The organism is Anaerolineae bacterium, assembly GCA_016931895.1.
Taxonomy (GTDB): Bacteria; Chloroflexota; Anaerolineae; order 4572-78; family J111; genus JAFGNV01.
The window spans coordinates 1-24,388 of the sequence record JAFGDY010000099.1; the positions used below are offsets into that span (position 1 = coordinate 1).

Genomic DNA, 24,388 nt, shown 5'->3' on the forward strand with positions numbered 1-24,388 from the left:
CGATGACTTAAAAAAACGGCTGGAGGCTCTTCATAATTTTATGACAATTTAGCTTCACCCTAAAAACTTTTGAAATGAAGGTCTAGGGTGATAACCAGGCCGAAGTTACAAATGCCCCACTTCAAGTTTAGCCCCGTCTGTGCCGGCCTGTTCAAAAAAATACCTGTAGAATTCCGGCCTTGACAAACCCGAACGGTCGCGCAAAGCGTACAATTCTTCCCGCGATTTGATCTTTTGCCGGGGACGCACGTTAAAGGACCAGGCCACCCCGTTACCCACCCCGTTGAAAACATCCGCTATCGGCTGCCGGTGCCACCAGAGCATATCCTCCGGCAAAGCGTCGGGCGAAAAATACCCTAACTCAAGCACTTCACCCACCTGGGGTTTCAGTACGCCCCCTACCGGACTGGCCGCAAACAGGGCCAGATGCACATCAACACCGCTGCCTGTCCGCGAATAGACCCCCACCAGCCGCTCTAAAACAACCTCCAGGCCGGTTTCCTCTTGCGCTTCGCGGATGGCCGCTTGAGCCAGCGACTCCTCCGGGTCAACTTGCCCGCCGGGGATGCACCACACTTCAAAATCTTCTCGTTTGGTCAGCAAAATTTTACCGGCCTCAACAATAATGGCCACATTAACCCCAAGAACCAACATCGGCGCTACTCCGTATTTTCCAAATATTCGCCGAGTTTTTGGGCATACAAGGACAACGATAATTGGCTGGAGCGTGGTTAAACATGGGCCATCCTTTCTTTATAACCGGCGTGGACGTATTATACCAAGCCGGCCGGATTGCACAATATTTAACCACAGCGGCGCTCTTCCGTTTTTCTCCTGGCCCAAGTGATGGTATGATGAGAGAGAGGAGAGACATAATGACCACCCATCAAAAACTATTATGGGGGGGAGCAGGTTTTTTGGTAATCATTGCCTGCGGCATAGGCCTGATTTTGGGCATCATCCTGGTCCGGCGAGACACAATCGCACCACCCCAACCTATCGCCTCGCCGGAGATCATTTTTGTGCCGGAGCCGGCCACGCCCACGCCTTTGGTCATTATTGTGCCCACCACCACGCCCCTCCCCACCCTGCCACCCACCGCCGTGCCCACCCTACCGCCGGCCACCCCACCTGCCCCCGCAGAAACCGTCACCAATTTTGACGATATGGCCCAATACGCCGCCGCCATCAAACCTATCTTGGAAGAAGGGCTGGCCGCTGCCGAGCGAGACAACGATGTCCTCAAAACAGCCGAACAGAATCCGGCGGCTATTTGCGGCGCGGGTCTCACCCCCCATCCTACCCTGGTGGCCGATGCCGCTTTGATGGAAAACCTGGCCAATCGCCTGGACAGCCTCACTCCCCCGGCTGAAGCCGCCGACTCGGTGCATAAGCCGCTGGTGGAGAGCATGCGCCTGTGGAGCGACGCCCTGAATAATCTCAACCTCTCTTGCCAAACCGACGACCCGACCGGTCAGGGACTGCTGCGGCTGGGCGCAATGCTGCAACTGGGCGGCTCGTTGCTCAATTTTCAAACTGCTGCCGCCAATTTTTGGAAATTGGCCATCACCAAAGGACTGGAAGAGGTGGTGGGGCCGCTGCCACGTCAATGAAGTTCGGCTTATGAGTGAAAGATGTAAGGAGACAAGCACAATGAACCAAACCGTTATCAACCTCAAAGAAAAATTGGCCACATTCACCGACCAGTGGTCACCAAAGATTATAGCGCAGATGAACGATTATCATTTTAAGATCGCCAGGTTGCAAGGAGAGTTTGTGTGGCACAGCCACGCCGATACGGATGAGACGTTCATCGTTCTTGAGGGCGAGTTGGGTATTGACTTTAGAGACGGCCCGGTGACGTTGAAAAAAGGGGAGATGATCGTTATCCCCAAAGGTGTTGAGCATAAACCTTTTGCCCAAGAGGAATGTCAGGTGATGTTGGTAGAGCCTGCCGGAACCCCCAACACGGGCGACGCGGGCGGCGACAGGACGGTAGAGCCGGAGTGGATTTGATTTTCACACGGTGACAGTCACTTACAAAGTGACTGTCACCGGAACGCGCGTAAATCCTAATTTTGACAAAATGAGTGGCTTATATTATATTCCCCACACATACCAATCGTTCAGTATGTAATTTTTTCAATAGAGTTGTTCCCTTGACTAAAACCCAAAAACAAATTCAAAGCGAACAAACCCAACAAAAGATCATCGAAGCCGCCACCCAGCTTTTTGTGCGCAAAGGCTTCTATGGCACTTCGATATCCGATCTGGCCCAGGCCACCAGCTTGACCAAGGGCGCGCTCTACCATCATTTTGAAAACAAAAACGCCATCTTTTTTGCCGTCATCCAAACCGTGCGTAACACCTGGCACAATGAAGTAGCCCGCGATGTCTTAAAAGCCAAAACCGCCCCCTCTCGACTGACGGCCCTATTGGACAACCATGCCCGCCTGCACAAAAATAACGAAACCATCTGTCTTGTTCTGAATGGTTTGATGATGGAAATGGAGGGCATGAACCCTGAATTTATGCTGGCCTTGCAAGAAATTTATAATGAACTGGCTCAGTTTATTGAACATATTATCCAAAAAGGGCAGCAAGCGGGGGAAATAAAACCTGATTTGGATTCCCGCCTGGTCTCGCTCAACATTGTAGGGATATTGAGAGCCATCGGCTGTTCCGGGATATTCAACCACATGGATGTGGAATATGAAGCAATGACGGAAACATTGAAGCAAATGCTTTTGGACGGTCTGCGACCGTAGTTTTTTCGCTTAGTTCACATACCGGTCGTTCAGTACTTATAAGTTTTGGCTGTTCCCAAAATCAAGGAGTCGCTACAAAAAACAGGATAAGGTGAAGCCATAGATGAAATACAGAAACTTTTTAAGCATCGCCACCTTCATTTGGCTTTTTATCGTCGCCGGGATATTACCTGTCCCGGCAGCGGCGCAATCTTCAGAGGAGCCGGTGGTGCAAGCTGTTCTTTTTTACTCCAATAACTGCTATCATTGCCATCAGGTAATATCCCAACTCCTGATCCCGATGCAAGATAAATACGGCGAGCAACTTCAGATTTTGGGCCTGGAAACCTCGGAACCCAGCACAGGAGAACTTTTCCAGGCGGCCATTGCCTATTACCAAATTCCGCCCGAATACCAGGGCGTGCCCTTTTTAATCATCGGCGACACCGTGCTGGTCGGCAGCCAACAAATTCCCCAACAACTCCCGGCCATCGTCGAAGCGGCCCTGGCAGCCGACGGGATTGGCTGGCCCAATTTTCCCGGTTTCGCCCAAGTTTTGGCCGCAACTGGGCCTGCCCCGGAACCTTCGCCCTCGCCGCAGCCCACCGACACCCCCACCCCGGCGGCCGTAGTAGCTCTGGCCGGGGCGGTTGAGCCGGTTTATTTGGCCTATTTTTACGATCCCTCTTGTCTGGAATGTGCCCGCGTCAGCAGGGAATTGGCCGAAATTCAGGCCGGCTACCCCCAGGTAGTTATCCGCAAATTCAACGTGCAGGAGGAGGCCCCCCTCAACGAAACCATTTGCGACCAATACGATGTGCCCGATGAATATCGCCTGGCTTCGCCCATGATCTTCATTGGACAAGAATATCTGGGGCCTGGCGAAATCACCCTGGAGCGTTTAAAAAACCTCGTTGAAGCGCCTGCCGCGGCCAAAGCGTCGCCGCCCTGGGAATCAATCAAAACAAACCAGGCCGAAGTCACCGCCCGAATTACGGAACGGTTCAAACACTTTGGCGTGTTGGCCGTGGCCGGAGCGGGTTTATTGGATGGCGTCAACCCTTGCGCCTTCACCACCATCATCTTCTTTGTTTCCTACCTGGCCCTGGTGGGGCGCAAAGGGCGCGAAATTTTGCTGGTTGGCGCAGCCTTTACCCTGGCCGTATTTCTCACCTACTTGATGATGGGCCTGGGCCTGGCCGAAGTATTGCGCCGGCTCAAGTCGCTAACCCTGATCGGCCAGATCATTTACGGCGTAACGGCTCTCATCTGCCTGGTTCTGGCCTTTATCAGCATTTCAGATTATCTAAAGATCCGCCGGGGCCAACTGGCCGAGATTTCACTACAATTACCCAAGGCGCTCAAAAAACGCATCCATGGGACAATTCGCACCCACAGCCGGATGCGGGGCTATATTGGAGCTGCCTTTGTCGCCGGCGTACTGGTCAGCGTGTTTGAGTTGGCCTGTACGGGGCAAGTGTATTTACCCACCATTATCTTTGTTACCGGCGTGGCCGACCTGCGCGTTACGGCTATTGCTTACCTGGCGCTTTACAACCTGATGTTTGTGGTGCCCTTGATGGCCGTTTTTATGATCACCTATCTGGGGACCGGCAGCCGCCAACTCACTACCCTGTTCCAGACTCACGCTGGCACAGTAAAACTTCTCACGGCGGTTTTATTTGGCGTGCTGGGGGTATGGGTGGGATATATGGTTTTAACGGTTTAAGCTAAAGAGAAAAGGTAACTGTTCACCCATGTCATTTCGACCAAAGGGAGAAATCCCCAATATGAGCAGACCTGACAGATTTTGTTGTGGATTTAACGAAAAAACGAGTGTTCCACCAAATATTTGCAGGCCAAATAGCTTCAAAAGTGAAAACCTGTCAGGTCTTTATTCTAAAATGAGATATTGCTGGTTCCAAACTGCAAACTATTGTCAGCCCGAGTTGGTTGTGTTACAATGTCTCAATTCCCCAGGAGAGGGAATCATTCCAAATTGCTTTTTTCATATCTTTAAGGAGAGTTTGTTATGCGTAGCGACACTGTAAAAAAAGGATTTGAACGAGCGCCCAACCGCAGCCTGCTCAAGGCCAGCGGTTACACCGACGACGACATTAGAAAGCCCTTCATCGGCATTGCCAACAGTTATACCGATGTGGTGCCCGGCCACGTCCACCTGAACGAGTTTGGCGAAATTGTGCGGCAGGCCGTGCGCCAGGCCGGCGGCGCGCCCTTTATGTTCCACACCATTGCCGTGGACGACGGGGTGGCCATGGGCCACGCCGGGATGAAGTTTTCGCTGCCCAGCCGGGAGCTGATTGCGGACTCGGTGGAAACCATGGTCTCGGCGCACTGTTTCGACGCCCTGGTCTGCATCCCCAACTGCGACAAAATCATCCCCGGCATGCTGATGGCGGCTATGCGGCTCAATATCCCTACCATTTTTGTCAGCGGCGGGCCGATGCGGGCCGGGGTGACGCCGGATGGCAAAACAATAGATTTGATTTCGGTTTTTCAGGGCGTGGGCGCGTACCGGGCCGGAAAAATCTCTGCAGAAGAACTCAAAATTTTGGAGGATTACGGCTGTCCCGGCTGCGGTTCCTGTTCCGGCCTGTTCACGGCCAACTCCATGAACGCCATCTCGGAGGTGTTGGGGTTAGCCCTGCCGGGTAACGGCACTTACCTGGCCAAAACGCCGGAACGGGAAGCGCTGGCGCGTCAGGCCGGGGCGCAGATCATGAAGCTGATTGAGTGGGATTTGAAACCGCGCGACATTGTGACCCAGGACGTGATTGACAACGCCTTTGCCCTGGATATGGCCATGGGCGGCAGCACCAACACCGTGCTGCACACCATTGCCATTGCCCACGAAGCCGGGCTGGATTACTCGCTGGAACGGCTCAACGACATTTCGGCCAAAGTGCCCAACCTGTGCAAGGTCAGCCCTTCCTCTGCGTATCACGTTGAGGATGTTGACGCGGCGGGCGGCATCAGCGCCATTCTGTGGGAGTTGAGCAAAAAGCCCGGCGCGCTCAAACTGGACACCCAAACCGTCACCGGCAAAACCCTGGGCGAGAATATTCAGGGCTGCGACAGCAAAAATACGGACTGCATCCGCACCCTGCAAAATCCCTACAGCCAGACCGGCGGCTTGACCATGCTCTTTGGCAACCTGGCCCCCAACGGCGCGGTGGTCAAAACCGCCGGGGTGCTACCCGAAATGATGAAACACTCCGGCCCGGCCCGCGTGTACAACTCCCACGACGAGGCCAACGCCGGGATTTTGAGCGGCGACGTGCAGCCGGGCGAAGTGGTGGTCATCCGTTACGAAGGCCCCAAGGGCGGGCCGGGCATGCAAGAAATGCTGGCCCCCACCAGCAACATCACCGGCATGGGGCTGGAAAGCTGCGTAGCCCTCATCACCGACGGCCGTTTTTCCGGCGGTACGCGCGGCGCGTGTATTGGCCACATCTCGCCCGAAGCGGCCGAGGGCGGGCCGATTGGCCTGCTGGAAACAGGCGACATCATTGAAATTGACATTACTAAAGGCACGTTGAACGTGGCCCTTTCAGATGAGGAACTGGCCAAACGGCGAGTCAATTGGCAGCCGCCCAAGCTGACGCTGACCGGCTGGCTGGCTCGTTATGCTAAATTAGCCACCAGCGCGGATAAAGGGGCGATTTTGCAATTTTAAAGCTTTCTTCAATCGCCTGACCACGCCTAGCAGAAACAAATCAAGTAACGGTAAACTTTGCGGGTTATATCATCAAAGAGAGGCAAACCTATGAACATTGTTGACGTTATTCGCAGTTTAACAGTGCTGGTGTGGTTGGTGGCCATTGGCCTGTTAGTCCTGTTTGTCATCCGGGCTACGCGAGGGCAGGGGGGCGGCTTCAAGGGGATGATCGGCTTGCTGGGCATTATCTTGCTGGCCGCCATTGCTTTGACCACCGTGAGCGCCGGCCTGGTTTTCATCCAACCAGAGGAGCGCGGCGTGGTCATCTCCGCTATTTCGCCCACGGGCTACCGCACCCAGGCTCTTGAACCCGGCCTGCGCTGGATTATCCCCTTTGCCGAGTCGGTCATCACTTACCCCATTTCCAAACAAACCTACACGATGCTCCACCGCCCTCATCACCGAAATAAGGCGCTTTGTGGTATAATTAAGGGAAAAGGAAACAGACTATGCAAATGTACAAAATCAGGCTTAACCTTGAACTCAATCCCGGAACGGATCAAGTATACACCATTACCAGTCCAGATGTGCCGGGGTTGATCACAGAAGGCAGCACACCCGAAGATATACAACGTAATGTTCAGGAAGCATTAGAGGGTCTTATAATGGCCTGGAAAGAGCTAGGCAAAGAACCACCTCCCGCTTTGCAACCACTTGATGAAACACTCTTTACCTCCGAAGCCCTGGTTATCGCCTGATGCGCTATCGTGAGTTGAGTAAACGACTGGAAAAGTTGGGCTGCTATCAACTCCGGACCGCTAAAGGCAGTCATCGTTACTGGTATAACCCTACTACTGATAAAGTAGTCGCTGTGCCTGATTGGGGCCAAAAAGATCTCAAACCCGGAACCGTTCGTGGTATTTTAAGAAACCTGGGTATCAGTCGCAAAGACTTTGGGCCTATCAAGTAAGAACTATTTTGTCTTCTAAAAATCAAAACGCCAGCCATACAGGATGGTTGGCGTTTTGTATTTGGTTGGTTAAAACAACGCCTCTCAACTTTGGCTACTTTAGCCCTCAACCCCGCGCCTTGTATCCTGCAAAATAGAACCGCCGATGAACTCGCGCAGCAGGGAATTGTCGGGCACCAATTCGTCGGAGCAGGGTTCAAACCATTGTAAAAAAGAGAGCAGGCGTTTGGCTTCAACGTGTTCCGGTTTGCCCGGCTCAATCTGCAACAGCAGCGGCTCGGCAATGGGTTTGATGACGGCCAACTCGTAGACCAGGGCAGAGTTGAACATTACGTTAGCGTGTTCCTGGTAGGGAAAAATCCAGGTGTGTTCGCCCCGGCGCACTTTGGGCCAGCGGTTGATAGTTTCTCGGGCCGGGTAACCTCGCTGGCGGGCATCGCGGATAATGCGCCGCAGCAAACGCGAGTCGGTGGTTGCCACGCGATTATGCCGGTCCAGATTGAGCTGGGTTAAGGCCGACACGTAAATCCGGTAAATCTTATCCGGGGGGATGTGCGGCACCAATTCCGGATTCAACCCGTGAATGCCCTCAACAATGATCAAGTGTTGGTCGCTAATAGAGGCCGCGTCGCCCCACTCCCGCCGGCCGGTGAAAAAGTTGTAGTGCGGCAGGATGACCTCCTCTCCCTGCATCAGCCGCAGAAGCGTTTTGTTAAAAAGTTCTAAATCAAGCGCCTGGATATGCTCATAGTCGTACCCCCCCCCTTCATCAAGCGGCGTCTGCTCCCGGTCAACAAAAAAATCGTCCAGCCCCAACGCCAGGGGCTGAATTCCGTGCGCCATCAACTGAATGGCCAGGCGTTTGCTGAAGGTGGTTTTGCCCGACGAAGACGGGCCGGAAATAAGCACCAGCCGCACCTGGTCCTGCAAATCGGCTAACCTGGTGGCAATTTGGGCAATTCGCTGCTCCTGCAACGCTTCCGAAACCAGAATTGTTTCCAGCAGGTCTTTGCTAACCACCCGCAGATTCAAGGCCCCCACATCCCTGATGCCCAACTTGGCCATCCAGTCGCCATACTCATTGAAAACCGTAACCAGCTTGGGGTATTCAACGCAGGGCTGTAATTGGTCGGGCTGATGAGCGCGAGGATAGCGCAGCACAAAACCATCCGAATAGGTGTCAACGGCAAAATATTGTAAATAGCCGGTAGAGGGCACCATGTAACCGTGCATATAATCACGGTATTTACCCAACGTATAAACGGTGAGGTAAGGTTTACGCCGGGCGGCGAGCAGGCGCAGTTTGTCGTCGGCGTTCCGCGTTTGAAAAAGTTTCTCTGCTTCCGCCAAGGGGATCCGCTCCTTAAGAATGGACAGGTTGGCCTTGACCAATTCCCGCATCCGGGCTTCAATCTGCTTCAACTCGGCTTCGGTAAAAGGAGGACGCCCTTCCACCTCGCAGTAGAACGCGCCAAAGTTGAGGCCATAGTCAATGATGATTTGCGCAGTGGGAAAAAGCTCGTGGGCTACGGCAATGAGCAAAAAGGCCAGGGAGCGGCGATAAACGCGCATGCCGTCGCTATCGGCCAGAGTGAGCACGTGGACCTCAAGGTCCCGGTCGGCGTGATAGGTTAGCTCGCGCAGTTGGCCGTTGACCAGGCAGGCCATAGGCAGCGGCTCTGCCGGAAAATGGCCGGCCTTGATAAAATGTTCTATGGTGGTATTCAGCGGCCCTTCCAACACCTGGCCATCGCTGAATTTGATTTGGGCGGTAACGCGAGGCTGCGTGGGCCAGATATTATGGCTCATGGTCACTCCAATTTAGCCGGGCCGGCGAGCATGGCCAGCAAGAGTTTGACCGCATTTTGCACATCGCTGTAGCTGACCATTTCCGAGGGGGTATGGACATGGCGGCAGGGAATGGATATGGCCCCGGCGGCGCTGCCTTCGTGGGCCAACTGCATGGCCCTGGCGTCGGTGCTGCCCAGGGTGAGAATTTCCATTTGATAGGGGATTTTATTCTTGGTGGCCGTCTCAACCATCCATTTTTTCAGGCCGGGATGGGCCAGCATGCCTTTATCCATTATTTTGATGGCCGGGCCGTGGCCCATTTTAACCTCAAAATGTTTGCGTTCGGGCACGTCGCCGCTGTCGGTCACATCCAGGGCAATAGAAACATCGGGATGAACCTTATAAGCGGCGGTGGTTGCGCCACGCACGCCCACCTCTTCTTGCACGGTAAAAACAAAGTGGACAGCGTGGGGCGTTTGTTGGAGCTGCCGCAAGGTTTCAACCAAAATGGCGCAGCCAATCCGGTTATCCATACTTTTGGCTACCAGAGCGTCGCCCAGGTCCACAAAGGGACGCTGAAAAGCCGCCACGTCGCCTACCCGCACCGGCAGTTCTTTTTTATTTTTGACGCCAAAGTCAAGATACAGGCTCCGCTGCGAGTGGTCCGGGGCGTCCGGGTGGGGCCACTTTTCCACGTTGATGACGCCCATAGCCCCGTTGGTAAAAATGGCCCGATTGCCCACCATGGTGGCCGGGTGGACAAAACCCAGCGAGGTGAAGCGGGCAAAACCCTTATCGTCAACGTGAGATACCATCAGGCCGATTTCGTCCATGTGGGCGGCCAGCATGATCTTGACTCCCTGGCCGTTCCCTTTTTTAACAGCATGCAAGTTGCCCAGGGGATCAACTTCAACGCTGTCGGCGTGAGGGGTAACGTGCTGCCGGATGAGGTCGCGGACAGCCTGTTCGTAGCCCGGCGGACCGTAGGCTTCGGTGAGTTGTTTGATGAGATCTTTCATGTATTTTCTCCGTTAAGGATTACTGCGCCCTGGGCCGCAAACGCTCTGGCCGTGGCCGCGCCAATGCCATGATTGGCGACTGAATTAAGACCACTTTACCGGCAAGTTGGGGATTTATCATATTTTGTCCATTCCCAATTTTGACCGGATAAAGACACGCACGGTTTCCACAGTTTCAACAGCGCCTGCGGCCTCTTCAATTGTGGCAAAACGGCCTGGATAGCGAGTTTCAATACTGTAGCTATTGAGGGCTTGCATTTCCAACGCAATGGTGGAGAAAGAATTATCCCGTTCCTCGCACAGCAACAATAGTTGAGATAAATTATGAGTGCGTGGAAATTCAACTGATTGATAATGAAGATAGGCTTTGGCATATTTTTCGGCACATTGTTGGCAGTGAAAACAGATGGCATCAGCCATAGTCTCCAGTTTCAGCTTCAATAACGCTGCTGCCGCAACAAAATCATTTTCCGCCTTTTGAACCCACTCTAGCGTCAGTTCGTTCATGAAGAACTTTACCCTTGGTAACAATCTCGCGTAAGAAAAAATCATTTAATGAAATGCGATTCTCTATTTCTTGTGGAGTACGCACCAAAATATCTAACCCTATCGGGTCTCGAAAGGAAACACTAATATCTCTTTGCAATTTTTTGGGGTCTTCTGTCTCCGTAACCACCAATAAATCCACATCACTCCAGGGTTTGGGCTGGCCGTAGGCATACGAGCCAAAGAGAATTATTTTCTCCGGGGCAAAGGTTTGGGCAATATGCTCGACAACCGCCTGGATAGCGTCCAGCGGCACTCGCTCACGCTCATTGATATTGGGCACATGGATATTTAAATCTTTTAACAAATTTTACCACTCCTGTTTTGGCAATTGTTTCAACACCGCTTGCATCAGTTTGACGGTGTTCCAGAAATCGGCCAAATCCAAAACGGCCGCAGGAGAGTGAATGTATCGCGCCGCCATGCTCACCGCCACCGAAGGCACGCCCTCGCGGGCCAGGTGGATGGCCCCACCGTCCGTGCCGCCAACGCCGGGCCGTTTGAATTGATAGGGCAACCCTTCCGCCTCAGCCGTAGCCACCAGCAAGTCAACCAAACGACGGTCGGCCATAAAAGAACGATCCATGACCGTGATGGCCGGGCCCTGGCCCAAACAAGGAAATCCATCCAGGGCGCTTTCATCCAGGGGCGGCAGGTCATCCGCCGCCGTACATTCTACAACAAAGGCCAGGTTGGGATTGGCCGTGTATGAGGCCACTCGCGCGCCGCGCGCCCCCACTTCCTCTTGCACCGTAAATACGGCCATCAGGTCTACGGGATAATCGCCTTTGAGAAGTTCCAACAGAACCGCGCAGCCGGCCCGGTTATCAAGGGCCTTGCCCCTGACCAAACCCCGGTTCTGGCGCGGGCGAGCCTGCCCCCCCAGGCGGCCAAATTTGGTGGCAAAGGTGGCAAAATCGCCCACTTTAACCTTGCCGTTGGCTTCGCTATCGGTGGCGCCAATATCAATATACAGCGAAGCGATACCGGGCACTTTTTGTTCCTCATCGCCGGAGAGAAGATGGATTGGCTTGAGGCCAATCACGCCGGGAATACGTTCCCGGCCTACCACCACCGCTTTGCCCAGCAGCACGGCCGGATTGAAACTGCCTACCGGCTCAAATTTTAACAAGCCTTTGTCGGTGATTTTGGAGATGATGAAGCCCACTTCGTCCATGTGGGCGGTGACCATCACGCGCAGAGAGCTGGCTGCTCCACTACACCGTTGGCGCGTGACAAACAGGTTGCCCATAGTGTCCACGCGCCACTCATCGGCGTGCGGCCTGGCCGCTTCGATAATAATTTTTCTGACTTCATCTTCGGCGCTGGAAACGCCAAAGGCATTGGAGAGTTGTTCAAGATACATAGGCACGTTGAGTTTTACCTTGCCAATCAGGGATGCGCTTTTTCCACCGCCACTTCAAATTTAAAACAGACATCGCCAATCTCAATAATATCGCCATTCGTTAAAGGCGCAGGTTGGGTCAAAAACGCATGATTGAGCTTGGTGGTGTCCTCGCCGCCCAGGTTTTCCAGCCACCAAACGCCCCTTTGATGGCGCAAACGAGCCTGTTGGGTCAAGGCATCGGCCTCGCTCACAATAATTGTGTTTTCAGGGCCATAACCTAACAGGGTGGTTGATTGCAGCGGAAAAGTTTGGCCCACTACCAGCGCCTGGCCTTCAGCCGCCGCAACGATGCGCAATTGGTCGGACAATTGAGGAGCGGCGGTGGAGCGAGACTCGGCGCGTTTTAGATCACGCCAGATAAGGTAAAAGGCCAGCCCCAGAAAGGTGTACAGGATAACGGTGGCTAACACCCGCAGGCCAAACAAAATCCAATCCAGGCTCACCATGCTTCCCCGGAATTATGCCCCGTATGCCCGGTCCTTACTTCAACCCGTCCGGGTGGAACAGACTCGCTCTGCACCAACGATACCTGGAGCGACCCTTGAAATTGGCAATTCCCTTCGGCGGCCAGGCCGGTCAAATGATTAACCAGATCGGCCATAATGGCCCGGTCGCCGGCGCCATCAACCAGGGCCGGGTAATCAAGGGGGTTGATGATAATTTGGTAGTGATTTGGGATAAGGCGAGAGTCAGCCCCATCCCGACATGCCGCCACCACCATGGTCAAATGGTCGGCCAGGTCAGCCGGATGCAAGCGGGTCTGAAAGAGACGCTGAAATGGCTTTTCTATCAAACGTTGGGCCAGCCGTTCAAGGCGGTCTAATTGATTCATATCTTCATTATAACGCAGGCCGGGGGAATAGAAAATTTGGCAAAGGTTTTCTTAAGGGCGCTGTTTTGAATTTAGAAGAGTCGAATTCAGATGGCGGCTTTTGCAAACTGCCGGCGTTGCATCAGCGATACCGAAGCAGCCATGTAAATCCACACCAACCCCAAACAGACGGCCACCAGGAACAGGAAGGCCGTCATCCCCAATAAACCGGGCACCAGCAGCGGCGCCCCCAAAATGGAGATAAGCTGCCCGGCCACCATTGAGGCCTGATAATAGCCGGAAATTGTGCCCAGGATGGCGGGCGGGGAAAGCGTTTGCAATAATGTGCCAAGTTGCACCAGCAAAAAGCCAACTCCCACCCCGCCGATAAAAGAACTCACCAGGGCGATCCCCTTGGTGAACAGGGACGGCTCAAAAAAACTGGCCGAAACCAGCAGGCCGGGCAAAAACATGAGCAAAAACAGGCCCAGTTTGAGGTCCTGCCAGGGGTTAACGGTTTTTTGGCGCAGCAGCAAATAAAAACCACTGAGCACCGTGCCCAAGCCCACCGCGCCAATCAACAAGCCAAACATACTTTCGTCGCCTTGCAAAATGTCCCTGGTATAGATGGCGCCCAGAATGTCAAAGGCCATCACGCTAATGATCATCAAAAAACTGGTGACAAACAACAGGCGCAAGGCCGGCGTGCGCCAGATTACGGCCAGGGGTTTGAGGCCGGGTTGAGCCTGACCGGCCGCAACCGCGTCCTCAGCCGCGCCGGGATTGGTCCGGCCGGCTTTGAGATTGGGCAGGAAGAACAGGATACCCGCCCCCAGGATAAACGAGAGCACGTCAAACAACATTGCGTTATAAGGGCCAAGCCAGGTGATGAGCAACCCGGCCAGCATCGGCGCTCCAATTTTGATGAAGCTGGCCAACTGCTGCAAAAAGGCGTTGGCCCGCGTCAACTCGTCGGGGTGCGAGACCAGCGCGGGCACCAACGCCTGCCGGGCCGGGCCCATCACCGACCCCAACGCCGCTTGCAGGGCGATCAAAACGTAAATCAAGGCCGGGTTCTGGGTTAAAAAGATGGCCAAAATGACCGCCGCGCTTAACAATTCGCTGGCCATCATCAGGTATTTTTTGCTGAAACGGTCGGCCAATTTTCCGGCCAGCGGGCTAAAGATTAATAACGGCAGCAGCCCGGCCAACATAATGCCGCTGCTTTGCCACACGTTGCCGCCGCCCTTAAAAATCAGGATAGAAAAGACGGCCATCATGGTGATCCAACTGCCCATGCCGCTGATGGTTTCGGCCAGGCCCAGGGTGATTAAGTGTTTGTTTTTCAGGATGGTTTTCACGGTGATGCTCCAAAGGGCTATCCGCGCTCTATTCCACAAAAACCTCTACCCGCTCGCCGCCTTCATCGTCTTCAACATCTACAATTTTGCCGTGCGCGCCGCTTTTGATGGCCTCGATGGCGGCCATCACCTGCTCAGAGTCCATCTGCTCCAGCTCGGGCACAAAACCGGCCCCTATTTTTAAGGCCACGTTCACCAGGCTCACCGGCACGTTTACCGTAACTTTTGGCTTGCCCGTTTGTTGATTGGTCACCCGAACGCGCAGCCATTTAGCCTTGTCCACGGTGCTAGGCGGTAAAGCCGTTCTTTCTTTGGCCGTGCCGGTTTCCAGGGCGGCCAGCAGTTGGGCGGCTTCATCTACCGTAATAATGTCTTGTTCCAACATTTTAAGAATTTGCATACGTTCTTCATTCAGGGTCATGATCTTCACTCTCTTTCCTTAAAATTCAGGTATGCGCTCCGGTTCAACCGTAATAAACCTGCACATACTCTTTGTCTTCATCAACTTCTACGTGAAAAATACCTTCGGCTGAGGCGTCAACCAGCGCGTCCAGGGCATCATCGGTCACCATTGCCAGCCGAGGCTCAAAAAAGCGGGCTATTTTAAAGCCCCCCACCAGCCAACTCAAGGGCAGGGGCAGGTTAAAGCCAAAGTTAACGTCCTCGGTTTTAACCCGCAAATGCAGCCAGCGGTTGTGCTCACTCCACCAGGCCAACAGCAGCAGACACACGCCCACCAGCATCACGGGCAAAATTAACAGCAGCCACCACGCGCCAAGAGGGCCGCCAAACACCAAAAAAATAGCGCCCAGCCCAATGATAACCAGCGTGCCGCCCGGCACCAGCAGCGCCGCCTGGTACCTGGCCCAGACCGGCCGGGGTGGGAAATCAAACGGCGCCGACCGAGTTTCTATCCTGGCCGGGCCGGGGGAGATCGATTCCCCGGCCCAGGTTCCGGCCGTGTTCAACACGGCCAACAGGCGCTCCCCTTCCTCGGCCGAGATAGCGCCGGCGGCCACCAGTTGCAGCACTTTGTATTGGACCTGGTCCATGGTCAACCGCCCCTTAATTTCTGCGCGGCTTCTTCCGCCGTAATTGCGCCGGCGGCCAACTGGTCTAAAATGGCCTTTCGATCCACTCCTTTGGCCGGGCTTGCTTCTTCTTCTTTTACTTCATACCCCATCGCCCGGATGAGATCGTGCAGCCGGGCGCGCACGGTAGGATAGGAGATGTTCAACTCCTCGCCCACCCGGTTGATCTTGCCTTCGCAGCGAATAAAGGTTTCCACAAAATTGATCTGCTCCGGCGACAGGCTGTGAAACCGTCCCAGGGCAAAGTGTCCCTCCAGGCCGGTGTCGCAATTGCGGCAGTAAAGTTTGGTCACCACCAGGGATTCTTTACAAATGGGACATTCATTGATCACAGGATACATTTTGCCACTCCTTTCTCTAAGACGATGGACAAACGACGATGGACGAAATTTGGTCGTTCGTCGTTGGTCGTTCGTCGTTGGTCATTGGTCGTTGACCGTTCGTCAAAAGGTATAATATCACCTTTTCCCCAACGTTACCTATTCATTGGCTATTCGCCAACTATCAAAACGTTATCCAATATTATTGATATAATAGTGGATAAAATTAAAGTTGTCAAAATAAAAATTAAATAAAATCAATATCATTATTAATTTTTATCATTACGCCCATTGGGGGCGGTGGGCAGCTAAACAACAGTGAAATGCCCCCAAGCTTATTTTGACCATTTCCCGCTTACTATGGTAACATTGTACACCCGCCAGGATTTACAGCGGGTCACGACCCATGCTGAAAGTGAATAATCGCCTTGCCGCGTTTATCTCTGCTTACGCCATCAAAAATTCCGGGCCTGCTGCTGGCCTTGTTGATGCTGGCCTACGCCGGATACTTCTCCTGGTACAGCCTGCACCGCCACGCCACGCTCAACTCCTACGCCGCAGACCTGTCGCTGATTGACCAGCCCATGTGGAACACGGCGCGGGGGCCGGGCGCTTTTATGGAATTGACCTGGGGCCAACGCCAGCAACCGCGCCTGGCCGAGCATTTTGAACCCATCCTGCTGCCCCTGGCCCTGCTCTTTTTTGTTTGGGACGACGTGCGCCTGCTGCTCATTGTCCAATCCCTGGCCCTGGCTCTGGGCGCCCTGCCCGTTTATTGGATAGCCCGGGACCAACTCAGGCTTGACCATTCACCATTCACCATTCACCATTCACAATTCACCAACTGGGCCGCCCTGGCCTTTGCCCTGGTTTACCTGCTCTTTCCCCACCTGCAAGCGGCTAACGTGGCCGATTTTCACGCCGACCCCCTGGTGGTCGCGCCGCTCCTTTTTGCCTTTTGGTACGCCGGCCAAAAACGCTGGCCCTGGATGTGGGTTTGGGCTGTGGTGGCCATGGCCGCCAAAGAAACCCTACCCACCCTGACCGCCATGTTGGGCCTGTTCCTGCTGCTTCACTCCTACCCGGCCAAAAACAAATCACAAATGGCCAATTACAAATCGCCGCTGGCGCATGGCCTGTTGCTCATTGTGCTCAGCGTCGTCTGGTTTTTAGGGGCCACTTTTTTGATTGTGGCCCCGCTGGCCCGCCAATACTTTGGCACAAACGGGCCAATCTATTTTGCCCATCGTTACCCCGGCGGGCCGGCCGGGTTGGCCTCGTTGCTTCAGGACCCGGCCCGGTGGCAATATTTGCTGGGCCTTTTTGCCGCCGCCGGTTTTTTGCCGCTGCTGGCGCCGGAGTTGCTGCTGCTGGGCCTGCCCGTGCTGGCGGCCAACCTGTTAAGCAACTTCCCCGGCCAATACTCCGGCGAGCAGCACTACTCCGCCCCCCTGGTGGTCGCTTTTGTGCTGGCCGCTATCTACGGCGCGCGCCGCCTGGTAAACCACACCTCCCCCGGCCAAACCAACCGGCAATCCCACCAAACCACCATGCTTAGCGGCGTGGTGTTGTGGCTGCTGGTATGGTCGTTGAGCTACCACGCCCTGCACGGCTGGACGCCGCTCTCAATCCGTACCGAACATTATGCCAAACGCCCGGCCGCCACCCGCCTGCCCGATTTTATCCGGCCCATCCCCCCCCAGGCCGTTGTCTCGGCCAGCGCCGCCGTTCATCCCCACCTGGCCCACCGGCGCGTCATTTACGTTTTTCCCACCGGCCGGCAAACAGCAGACTACATGCTGGTGGACGTCACCGACATTCCCGGCGTCCATCCCGCCGACGCCCACGTCCAAATCATGGAACTGCTCTCCGGGCCGTGGCAGCTTCTGCAAGCCGACCAGGGCCTCATCCTGGCCCAAAACTCTCTCGCCACTGCCCCTCTCCTACCTCCTGCCCCTGGCCTTACTTCGCCTTGTTCGCCTATCCTGCCCCTACCCTGCTCTTTTTATGACTTTGCCCGCGCCAGAACGGAGCCTGCTCACCCCGTCTCGCTTGCTTTTGGCGACGGCCGCTTGCAATTGGTAGGCTACGAGGCACACGACGATCCGGACGACGGCGTAACTTTTGACTTTTACTGGCAAACTTCCGGCGCGCTGCCAACCGACCTCCGGCTGTGGCCCCTGGTCTACGACGACAACGGCCAACTCCTGAGCGACCCCGCCCAGGTGCCCATGATCGCCCCGCTCTGGTATCCGCCCGCCGCCTGGCAGCCCAACGAAATCATCGTCACCGCCACCCTGCCCCAGCTTTTGCCCGACACTTTTCACCTGGGCCTGGCCGCAGGGCCGCCGGATAGTTTCAGTAACTTTACCCAACGCCTGCCCCTGAGCAGCAGTTCAGAAAACGTCCGTTTACAGCCCGGCCGCTGGGCGCAACTGGTCACGTTTCATCGCCAGGGGCCATTTTTAGAACGCCACGCCCCGGTTCCCACCTGGCAGCCTCTCACCCAAATCGAGGCCCGGTTTGGGGCCGATATTCGGTTAACGGGCTACCGGCTTAAGGCCGGCAGCCTGCGCCCTGGTTCAAACCTGTCGCTGCTGCTGAACTGGCAGGCCACGCAACCGCCCCCCGCCGATTACACCGTCTTTGTCCACCTCCTGGCCCCCGGCGATGTTCTGGCCGCCCAACACGACGCCTATCCTACCTGGCTCACGCCGCAGCCCACCTCGCAGTGGCCGCTCCGGCAGCCCATCCTTGACCGCCACGTGCTTAACCTGCCCCCCGACCTGCCGCCCGGTGTTTATACCCTAAACGTTGGCCTCTACAACGCGCAAACAATGGCTCGGCTGGCCCTGCCCGACGGCGGCAACGCCTACCTATTGGCCCAAATTGAGATCAAGTAGAGGGCATTTTTGACGAACGACCAACGACCAAGGACAAAGGACCACCGACGAAAGACCAACGACGAAGGACGAACCACTAAATTTGGCCGCAAGCTACCGGCTAACTGCTACCGGCTAACTGCTACCGGCTAACTGCTACCGGCTAACTGCTACCGGCTATTTTCAAACCAGATTCCGCCGCCGCTTTCTTTGCTTCTCCTCCTACAGCGTGGTAGCATGTTGGGCCATAATGAACAAACGTTTCCCGTTATTAGCCATCATCTTATGGATCGCTCTGGGCCTGGGCCTGCGCCTGGCCTGGTTGGGCCAACAAAGCCTGTGGTACGACGAAGGCGTCACCTGGCTGCTGGCTGAAATGGGCCTGCCGGAGCTGGTCCAATGGACCGCCGCCGACATCCAACCTCCCCTTTATTACCTGCTCGCCTGGCTTGCCGTCCGCGCCTACGGCGACAGCGAATGGGCTTTACGTTTTCCCTCTGTCCTTTTTAATATTTTGACCCTCCCCGCGCTTCACACATTGGCCCGCCGGCTTTTTCAGGTTCAACCTCCTGGCAAAAAAACTGGCCTGTTAACTACTACCTATTACCTGCTCCCGGCCATCCTCTTCACCTGCTCCCCCCTCATGGTCTACTACAGCCAGGAAGCCCGCATGTACACCCTGTTGGTTGGCGAAGCCACCCTCGCCGGCTATCTACTCCTAAAAATCCTGGCGCCTCGCCCCGCCGCCCGCCTCCTCCCTGCTTACGCTCTTCTCGCTGCCGCTGCCCTCTACACCCATTACTTTGCCGCCTTTTTACTCATCGCGCACGCCCTGTACGCAGTCTTTATACTCTGGCAGCGGGGCTGGCCCAAAGCCCTGGTCAAACCATTGCTGCTGACGGCCGGCCTGATCGCCCTGCTTTACCTGCCCTGGTGTTCCATCCTGCTTTCCCGCCTGGGCGACGACCCCAGCTATTGGCCCGGCGCTCTCAAACTCAACGAAGCCCTGCGCAAAATCCTGATCAGCTTCAGCGCCGGCGAAACCGTTTTTGAGCAAACCGGCCGGCGATTGGCCTTGGGCTACCTGGCTATCCTGGCCGGCGGCGGGGTATGGGCCATAATCAACCGGCAAGTCCCCCAATCAGCCGGTCAACAAACACCAAATAACCGACCTTCGCCCTTTATTTCATTCACCGCTCACCGATCATTATTTTTGCTGCTCTGGCTGCTCATTCCGCCCGCTCTCATCCTGCTCCTATCATCCCAATCACCCAAATTCAACCCCCGCTACACTATGCTTTCCTATCCCGCCTTCGTCCTCATTCTCACCGTGGCCCTGACCCAATTTCTAAAAACCCCAGGTTCCAGCCGTTTGGCCTCTTCCATGTCACATTTTATATTATTTTATGCCTCCCGCTTCCTCCTCACGCTCTGCCTTCTTTTCATCTGCTCAACCTCCTTTTTCAGCCTGTGCAACTGGTTCACCGACCCCCGCTTTGCCAAAGATGATTTTAAGGCCCTGGCCCAATTTGTCCGCGAGCGGCAAACCCCTGACGAAACCGTGCTGCTCAGTTCCGGCCACGTGTTCCCGGTGTGGGCCTATTATTACGGCTGGCAAAACTGGACGCCCCTGCCCCAAATGGAGCGTCTGAACGTAAGACGAGTAACCGATCTCAGCATCGCCGCGGAAATAGCGGCGGCGATCAAGGGCAAAGGGGGGGTATGGCTGGTCCGTTGGCAGGACGAAGTGATTGACCCCAACGGGGTGGTGCCTTTCTGGCTCAACCGCATTGGCCGGCGTCCGCTTGACGCGGGGGATTTTTGGGGCGTGGGCCTGGAACACTGGCGGCTTGAGGCTAACAAAACCAACTTGCTCTCCCAAAGTCCCATTGAGCAGCCCGCGCCAAACCAGGGATACAACTTTGCCAACCGGGTTGACCTGTTGGGCCTGACCCAACTGAACGACAACGAAATCGCCCTGTTTTGGGTGCCCCGCCAGCCTCTTCCCCAAGACCTTCTGCTCACGCTCAACCTGACCGACGAGGCCGGTTTTGGCTGGGCTGAAGAAACAGCCGTGGGCCGGCCGGGCGCGTATGAGTATCCCCCCTCTCGCTGGCCCGCGGGCCAGGTGGTGCTAACCCGGCATCAATTGGCCTGGCGCCCCGGCACGCCGCCCGGCTCCTACCTGATTGAAGTGGGCCTGGGGCAAGTTAACCCGCCCGGCCAAAACTTTGAGGGCTGGGACATTCTGGATGAGCAAGGCCGCCCCCAACGGCGGACGGCCCGGCTTGGCCCCATCCGGTTGAGCCACCCGGTCCCGGTCCAAGATATTGACCCGGCAACCGAGCCATTGGTTGACTTCCGGCCCGTTGTCGCCATTCGCCGCATAACACTGTCCGCCCCAACCGCCGAACCCGGCGACCGCCTCTTGCTGACCCTGCTCTGGCAGGCCGGAACGGCCAATCAGACCGATCCGGCGATTGCTTTTGAGCTACTTGACGCGGCCAACCAGACGTTTGACCTCGCTTTTTGCCCAACCTCCGGCTGCAACTTCAACCTGTCTCGCCGGCAGCCCGGCGAAATGGTGCTGGGCCAATATTGGCTGGACACTCCGCCCAACGCCGCGCCCGGCCCGGCCACGTTGCGTCTTCACTTCAGCCATAACGCCGTTCAAAACCGGGTTTTTCCACTTGGCCACCTGGAAATCCTGGCCACCGAACGCCATTTTACGCCGCCGGATAACGTCAACATGCCCCTCCAGGCCGACTTCTCCGGCCAAACCACGTTGCTTGGCGCTAACTGCTCCACCTGGACCGGCGCCGGCTGCCGGGCCGCGCCGGGCCAGTCAATCACCCTCACCCTTTACTGGCGCGCCGACGCCCTCCTGGGCCAAAACTACACCATCTTTACCCACCTGCTCGGCCCGGCGGAAACGGTTATCGTTAATGCCGACCACGCGCCGACCAAACCAACCCAGGGCTGGGTTACGGGCGAAATCATCACCGATCCCATCACCCTAGTTGTTCCGGCTACTCTTTCCCCCGGCCAGTACTCCCTTGAAGTCGGCCTGTACGATGCCGCCGAGCCGACCCGGCGATTACGGCTTACCAACGGCGACAGCCGGGTTATTTTGCCGCAGCCGTTGACGGTCAAGTGACAAAGGGCCTGCCAAAAAAATCCTCACTTTCGATACCGCTCATCTATGACCTTAAGCTTCTCCACTTTGGCCGCCGAACGCCCTCCGGCAAATTCAGCTTGCAGCCAGATGTCCAGCAATGATTTGGCCACCATCGGGCCAATAACTTGGGCGCCCATGGTGATGATTTGGGCATCATTGCTCTTGCGCGCTCGTTCAGCGGAATAAGGATCATGGCAGCAAGCCGCCCGCACGCCAGGGACTTTGTTGGCCGCAATGGCCATGCCAATGCCCGTCCCACAAACCAATACGCCCCGTTCATAGTTACCGGCGGCAATTTCTTGGGCCAGCGCTTCCGCCACATCGGGATAATCAACCGGCGTATCATCAAACGCGCCCAGGTCCACCACCTCGTAGCCCTGGGTTTTAAGATGCGCCTTCAAGTCATCTTTTAAGGCTCGCGCAAAATGGTCGCTGCCGATGATGATTTTCATAAGTTTGCCTCCACTTTTTTGAGCTGACGACTAAAAAACAAAAAGCCCAACCGCAGGGGGTGGGCTTAGGGCTAAATCCTTAGCAAGATGCTTATGGCCAAAGCAAGGGGTCAGCGCCGGCCAGAGGTTTTGACCGCGTTTTCAATGGTTTCGATAAGTTTGTTCAAATCGGGCGGTTTCACAAAAAAGCCATCGGCCCCGGAAATTTTGGCCTGAGTTCGTTCTTTTTTGCCGCTCCAGGCCGAAATGACAAAAACCGGAATATGTTTGGTCTGCGGATTCGCCTTTATTTGTTCCAGGGCCTTAAAGCCGTCCATCACCGGCATCCGTAAATCCATCAATACCACGTCGGGGTTCCAACGGCTGGCCATGGCCACACCTTCCTGGCCGTTTTTGGCATAGGCCACTTTGTAGCCGTTCAACTCCAGCAATCTGGCAATTGTATCCCGGATGACCTCGGCGTCTTCAACGTAAAGCACCCGGATGGCATCGTTTGGCTCTAACAGGCGAGATGATAATTTTTTCAACTTTTTTTTGGGTTCTTGCGCCGTCATTGGAATCTCCCATAGACAATCTTCTTCATTATAACATTATACCGCCATTAACCACAAAGTTGTACCCCAAAGATTTGGGGTAAAAGGTCAACCAAAAACGCCAAATAAAATCAAACGCCAGAGAGGGGCCGGCCAAAGACCCAACAGCAGGGTCGCCGTGCCGGCCACGGCCAGCGTCACCGTTACCGGCCAACTTAAGTTGAGCGGGGGGGCTTCGGCTTCAGCCGCCTCTTCCGGCGAACGCGGCGAATGCATGTACATTTGCACCACCACCGCCACGTAATAAAAAGCGGAGACGGCGCTATTGAGCACGCCCACTACCACCAGCCAACTTAAACCGGCGGCCACCGCCGCGCCAAACACGTACAATTTACCCCAAAACCCAATAAAGGGCGGCAGGCCGGTCAACGAAAACATAAAAAAGGCCATCACCAGGGCCACTAACGGCCGGCGCGCGGCCAGCCCGGCATAGTCGGTGATAACGGAGCCAATGGCGTGGCGACGTTCAAGGACCGCGATAACGGCAAAAGCGCCCAGGTTCATAAAAGCATAAGCCATCAAATAAAATAAAACGCCATACACCCCGGTCATTGTGGCCGAGGCCACCCCCACCAAAATATAACCGGCGTGAGCAATGCTGGAGTAGGCCAACATGCGTTTGACATCTTTTTGCGCCAGCGCAGCCATATTTCCCCCGGTCATGGTGACGACCGCCAGCCCGGCCACGGCTAATTGCCAATCGGGCGCAAAGGCCTGGCCAAAAGAACTCATCAACAGCCGGATGAGGGCCGCAAAACCGGCCGCCTTGGCCCCCACCGACATAAAGGCCGTCACCGAGGTTGGCGCGCCGTGATACACGTCGGGCGTCCACCATTGAAAGGGTACGGCTGCGATTTTGAAGGCAAAGCCGACCAACAACAAGCCCAACCCAACCAAAGCCATCGGATCGCTCAGGCCGGCGGGATTTTGGGTAAACCACCGGCCGATCAGGTGTAAATTTGTGGAGCCGGTGGCGCCATAAATCAAAGCCACGCCATACAAAAAAAAGGCCGAAGCATAAGCGCCTAACACAAAATATTTCAATCCGGCTTCACCGGAAGCCATCTGACGACGATTGAACGCGGCCAAAATGTAGAGGGCAATAGACATAATTTCCAGCCCCAGGAAAACAATGATCAAATCGGTGGCCGCGCCCATCAGCATCATGCCGCTAACGGCAAAAAGCAGCAGGGTGTAATATTCGCCGCGCTGCATGCCCTGGCCCGTAAGATAGCTCATGGCCACCAACACCGACAGCGCCGCGGTGACAATAAAAATCAGGTTGAGGATCAGCGAGTAACCATCACTGACCGCCATATTCTGAAAAGCAGGCGCAGGCGACGCGCCCAGGAGCATCAAACAGGCAATAGCCGCCACGGTTAAACCCAACAGGCTCAAATGGCCCAGCCCCCGTTTGGGGCTGATGAACAGGTCAAACAACATCACCAGCAGGGCGGTGATAATGACAATTATTTCTGGAAGTAAAGCCGTAACATCAATGGTCGGGAAGTCTATGGGCATTGGTTCTCCATAACAGAGG

25 protein-coding genes are annotated in these 24,388 nt (G+C 55.4%); 10 read left to right on the top strand and 15 right to left on the bottom strand.

The window, feature by feature from the left end; all coding sequences use genetic code 11:
• Positions 1 to 105: 105 nt before the first annotated feature.
• Positions 106 to 654 (bottom strand): NUDIX domain-containing protein, encoded by a 549-nt coding sequence (locus JW953_07650; GenBank protein ID MBN1992566.1) that lies wholly within the window; start codon positions 652 to 654, stop codon positions 106 to 108.
• Between the two features lie 221 nt (positions 655 to 875).
• On the opposite strand from JW953_07650, the gene JW953_07655 reads away from it, so the two are divergent.
• The 8 genes from JW953_07655 (at position 876) to JW953_07690 (ending at position 7,396) form a co-directional block, all read left to right on the top strand.
• Entirely contained in the window at positions 876 to 1,613 is a 738-nt protein-coding gene (locus JW953_07655) for a hypothetical protein (protein ID MBN1992567.1), read from the top strand.
• 40 nt (positions 1,614 to 1,653) lie between these two features.
• Positions 1,654 to 2,016 (top strand): cupin domain-containing protein, encoded by a 363-nt coding sequence (locus tag JW953_07660; protein ID MBN1992568.1) that lies wholly within the window; start codon positions 1,654 to 1,656, stop codon positions 2,014 to 2,016.
• Between the two features lie 143 nt (positions 2,017 to 2,159).
• Positions 2,160 to 2,768: a TetR/AcrR family transcriptional regulator gene (locus JW953_07665; protein ID MBN1992569.1), complete on the top strand. Its 609-nt coding sequence runs from the start codon at positions 2,160 to 2,162 to the stop codon at positions 2,766 to 2,768.
• Between the two features lie 103 nt (positions 2,769 to 2,871).
• Positions 2,872 to 4,476, top strand: coding sequence for a hypothetical protein (locus JW953_07670; GenBank protein ID MBN1992570.1), 1,605 nt, complete (start codon positions 2,872 to 2,874; stop codon positions 4,474 to 4,476).
• A 303-nt stretch (positions 4,477 to 4,779) separates the two neighbouring features.
• Positions 4,780 to 6,444, top strand: a complete 1,665-nt coding sequence (ilvD, locus tag JW953_07675) for a dihydroxy-acid dehydratase (protein MBN1992571.1) — start codon at positions 4,780 to 4,782, stop codon at positions 6,442 to 6,444.
• 90 nt (positions 6,445 to 6,534) lie between these two features.
• A complete protein-coding gene (locus JW953_07680) occupies positions 6,535 to 7,026 on the top strand; it encodes a hypothetical protein (protein MBN1992572.1) in 492 nt (163 codons plus the stop codon).
• Positions 6,942 to 7,184 (top strand): type II toxin-antitoxin system HicB family antitoxin, encoded by a 243-nt coding sequence (locus tag JW953_07685; GenBank protein ID MBN1992573.1) that lies wholly within the window; start codon positions 6,942 to 6,944, stop codon positions 7,182 to 7,184. Before JW953_07680 ends, JW953_07685 begins: the two co-directional genes overlap by 85 nt.
• On the top strand, positions 7,184 to 7,396 hold the full coding sequence (locus JW953_07690) for a type II toxin-antitoxin system HicA family toxin (protein ID MBN1992574.1): 213 nt from the start codon (positions 7,184 to 7,186) through the stop codon (positions 7,394 to 7,396). Before JW953_07685 ends, JW953_07690 begins: the two co-directional genes overlap by 1 nt.
• A 99-nt stretch (positions 7,397 to 7,495) precedes the next feature.
• Here the strand turns inward: JW953_07690 and JW953_07695 are convergent, their stop codons facing one another.
• The 11 genes from JW953_07695 to JW953_07745 all read right to left on the bottom strand — a co-directional run bounded on the left by JW953_07695 (position 7,496) and on the right by JW953_07745 (position 15,764).
• Positions 7,496 to 9,205, bottom strand: coding sequence for a nucleoside kinase (locus JW953_07695; protein ID MBN1992575.1), 1,710 nt, complete (start codon positions 9,203 to 9,205; stop codon positions 7,496 to 7,498).
• Between the two features lie 2 nt (positions 9,206 to 9,207).
• Positions 9,208 to 10,206 (bottom strand): M42 family metallopeptidase, encoded by a 999-nt coding sequence (locus tag JW953_07700; protein MBN1992576.1) that lies wholly within the window; start codon positions 10,204 to 10,206, stop codon positions 9,208 to 9,210.
• Positions 10,207 to 10,323: 117 nt separating this feature from the next.
• Entirely contained in the window at positions 10,324 to 10,713 is a 390-nt protein-coding gene (locus JW953_07705) for a HEPN domain-containing protein (GenBank protein ID MBN1992577.1), read from the bottom strand.
• Positions 10,670 to 11,008 (bottom strand): nucleotidyltransferase domain-containing protein, encoded by a 339-nt coding sequence (locus JW953_07710; GenBank protein MBN1992578.1) that lies wholly within the window; start codon positions 11,006 to 11,008, stop codon positions 10,670 to 10,672. The genes JW953_07705 and JW953_07710 overlap by 44 nt, the downstream gene beginning before the upstream one ends.
• 54 nt (positions 11,009 to 11,062) lie before the next feature.
• Positions 11,063 to 12,118 carry a M42 family metallopeptidase gene (locus JW953_07715; protein MBN1992579.1) on the bottom strand — a complete coding sequence of 352 codons (1,056 nt, stop codon included), beginning with the start codon at positions 12,116 to 12,118 and terminating at the stop codon, positions 11,063 to 11,065.
• A gap of 26 nt (positions 12,119 to 12,144) precedes the next feature.
• On the bottom strand, positions 12,145 to 12,606 hold the full coding sequence (locus JW953_07720) for an FHA domain-containing protein (GenBank protein MBN1992580.1): 462 nt from the start codon (positions 12,604 to 12,606) through the stop codon (positions 12,145 to 12,147).
• The gene (locus JW953_07725; protein MBN1992581.1) at positions 12,600 to 12,992 is read right to left on the bottom strand and encodes a DUF3662 domain-containing protein; all 393 of its coding nucleotides are present in this window, start codon (positions 12,990 to 12,992) and stop codon (positions 12,600 to 12,602) included. The genes JW953_07720 and JW953_07725 overlap by 7 nt, the downstream gene beginning before the upstream one ends.
• Positions 12,993 to 13,078: 86 nt before the next feature.
• A complete protein-coding gene (locus tag JW953_07730; protein ID MBN1992582.1) occupies positions 13,079 to 14,332 on the bottom strand; it encodes an MFS transporter in 1,254 nt (417 codons plus the stop codon).
• A gap of 28 nt (positions 14,333 to 14,360) precedes the next feature.
• Positions 14,361 to 14,753, bottom strand: a complete 393-nt coding sequence (locus tag JW953_07735) for a hypothetical protein (protein MBN1992583.1) — start codon at positions 14,751 to 14,753, stop codon at positions 14,361 to 14,363.
• A gap of 43 nt (positions 14,754 to 14,796) precedes the next feature.
• Positions 14,797 to 15,384: a hypothetical protein gene (locus tag JW953_07740; protein MBN1992584.1), complete on the bottom strand. Its 588-nt coding sequence runs from the start codon at positions 15,382 to 15,384 to the stop codon at positions 14,797 to 14,799.
• Between the two features lie 2 nt (positions 15,385 to 15,386).
• A complete protein-coding gene (locus JW953_07745; GenBank protein ID MBN1992585.1) occupies positions 15,387 to 15,764 on the bottom strand; it encodes a DUF2089 domain-containing protein in 378 nt (125 codons plus the stop codon).
• A 407-nt stretch (positions 15,765 to 16,171) separates the two neighbouring features.
• Here JW953_07745 and JW953_07750 point away from each other — a divergent pair, with 407 nt between their 5' ends.
• Together JW953_07750 and JW953_07755 are read left to right on the top strand one after the other, a co-directional pair.
• Positions 16,172 to 18,646, top strand: coding sequence for a DUF2079 domain-containing protein (locus JW953_07750; GenBank protein ID MBN1992586.1), 2,475 nt, complete (start codon positions 16,172 to 16,174; stop codon positions 18,644 to 18,646).
• A 229-nt stretch (positions 18,647 to 18,875) separates the two neighbouring features.
• A complete protein-coding gene (locus JW953_07755; GenBank protein ID MBN1992587.1) occupies positions 18,876 to 21,782 on the top strand; it encodes a glycosyltransferase family 39 protein in 2,907 nt (968 codons plus the stop codon).
• A gap of 23 nt (positions 21,783 to 21,805) precedes the next feature.
• Here the strand turns inward: JW953_07755 and rpiB are convergent, their stop codons facing one another.
• The 3 genes from rpiB to JW953_07770 all read right to left on the bottom strand — a co-directional run bounded on the left by rpiB (position 21,806) and on the right by JW953_07770 (position 24,369).
• Complete coding sequence (rpiB, locus tag JW953_07760) at positions 21,806 to 22,255, bottom strand: ribose 5-phosphate isomerase B (protein ID MBN1992588.1); 450 nt, start codon at positions 22,253 to 22,255, stop codon at positions 21,806 to 21,808.
• 110 nt (positions 22,256 to 22,365) lie between these two features.
• A complete protein-coding gene (locus JW953_07765) occupies positions 22,366 to 22,809 on the bottom strand; it encodes a response regulator (protein MBN1992589.1) in 444 nt (147 codons plus the stop codon).
• An 87-nt stretch (positions 22,810 to 22,896) separates the two neighbouring features.
• Positions 22,897 to 24,369 (bottom strand): NADH-quinone oxidoreductase subunit N, encoded by a 1,473-nt coding sequence (locus JW953_07770; GenBank protein ID MBN1992590.1) that lies wholly within the window; start codon positions 24,367 to 24,369, stop codon positions 22,897 to 22,899.
• Positions 24,370 to 24,388 lie beyond the last annotated feature (19 nt).

What these genes read in the sequence shown, in the direction of transcription:
- JW953_07770 (MBN1992590.1), bottom strand. Translation starts at nt 24,369, where the DNA reads ATGCCCATAGACTTCCCGACCATTGATGTTACGGCTTTACTTCCAGAA.
- ilvD (MBN1992571.1), top strand. Translation starts at nt 4,780, where the DNA reads ATGCGTAGCGACACTGTAAAAAAAGGATTTGAACGAGCGCCCAACCGC.
- JW953_07755 (MBN1992587.1), top strand. Translation starts at nt 18,876, where the DNA reads ATGAACAAACGTTTCCCGTTATTAGCCATCATCTTATGGATCGCTCTG.
- JW953_07725 (MBN1992581.1), bottom strand. Translation starts at nt 12,992, where the DNA reads ATGAATCAATTAGACCGCCTTGAACGGCTGGCCCAACGTTTGATAGAA.
- JW953_07745 (MBN1992585.1), bottom strand. Translation starts at nt 15,764, where the DNA reads ATGTATCCTGTGATCAATGAATGTCCCATTTGTAAAGAATCCCTGGTG.
- JW953_07740 (MBN1992584.1), bottom strand. Translation starts at nt 15,384, where the DNA reads ATGGACCAGGTCCAATACAAAGTGCTGCAACTGGTGGCCGCCGGCGCT.
- JW953_07690 (MBN1992574.1), top strand. Translation starts at nt 7,184, where the DNA reads ATGCGCTATCGTGAGTTGAGTAAACGACTGGAAAAGTTGGGCTGCTAT.
- JW953_07765 (MBN1992589.1), bottom strand. Translation starts at nt 22,809, where the DNA reads ATGACGGCGCAAGAACCCAAAAAAAAGTTGAAAAAATTATCATCTCGC.
- rpiB (MBN1992588.1), bottom strand. Translation starts at nt 22,255, where the DNA reads ATGAAAATCATCATCGGCAGCGACCATTTTGCGCGAGCCTTAAAAGAT.
- JW953_07720 (MBN1992580.1), bottom strand. Translation starts at nt 12,606, where the DNA reads ATGGTGAGCCTGGATTGGATTTTGTTTGGCCTGCGGGTGTTAGCCACC.
- JW953_07660 (MBN1992568.1), top strand. Translation starts at nt 1,654, where the DNA reads ATGAACCAAACCGTTATCAACCTCAAAGAAAAATTGGCCACATTCACC.
- JW953_07735 (MBN1992583.1), bottom strand. Translation starts at nt 14,753, where the DNA reads ATGACCCTGAATGAAGAACGTATGCAAATTCTTAAAATGTTGGAACAA.
- JW953_07680 (MBN1992572.1), top strand. Translation starts at nt 6,535, where the DNA reads ATGAACATTGTTGACGTTATTCGCAGTTTAACAGTGCTGGTGTGGTTG.
- JW953_07670 (MBN1992570.1), top strand. Translation starts at nt 2,872, where the DNA reads ATGAAATACAGAAACTTTTTAAGCATCGCCACCTTCATTTGGCTTTTT.
- JW953_07705 (MBN1992577.1), bottom strand. Translation starts at nt 10,713, where the DNA reads ATGAACGAACTGACGCTAGAGTGGGTTCAAAAGGCGGAAAATGATTTT.
- JW953_07700 (MBN1992576.1), bottom strand. Translation starts at nt 10,206, where the DNA reads ATGAAAGATCTCATCAAACAACTCACCGAAGCCTACGGTCCGCCGGGC.
- JW953_07655 (MBN1992567.1), top strand. Translation starts at nt 876, where the DNA reads ATGACCACCCATCAAAAACTATTATGGGGGGGAGCAGGTTTTTTGGTA.
- JW953_07715 (MBN1992579.1), bottom strand. Translation starts at nt 12,118, where the DNA reads ATGTATCTTGAACAACTCTCCAATGCCTTTGGCGTTTCCAGCGCCGAA.
- JW953_07695 (MBN1992575.1), bottom strand. Translation starts at nt 9,205, where the DNA reads ATGAGCCATAATATCTGGCCCACGCAGCCTCGCGTTACCGCCCAAATC.
- JW953_07685 (MBN1992573.1), top strand. Translation starts at nt 6,942, where the DNA reads ATGTACAAAATCAGGCTTAACCTTGAACTCAATCCCGGAACGGATCAA.
- JW953_07650 (MBN1992566.1), bottom strand. Translation starts at nt 654, where the DNA reads ATGTTGGTTCTTGGGGTTAATGTGGCCATTATTGTTGAGGCCGGTAAA.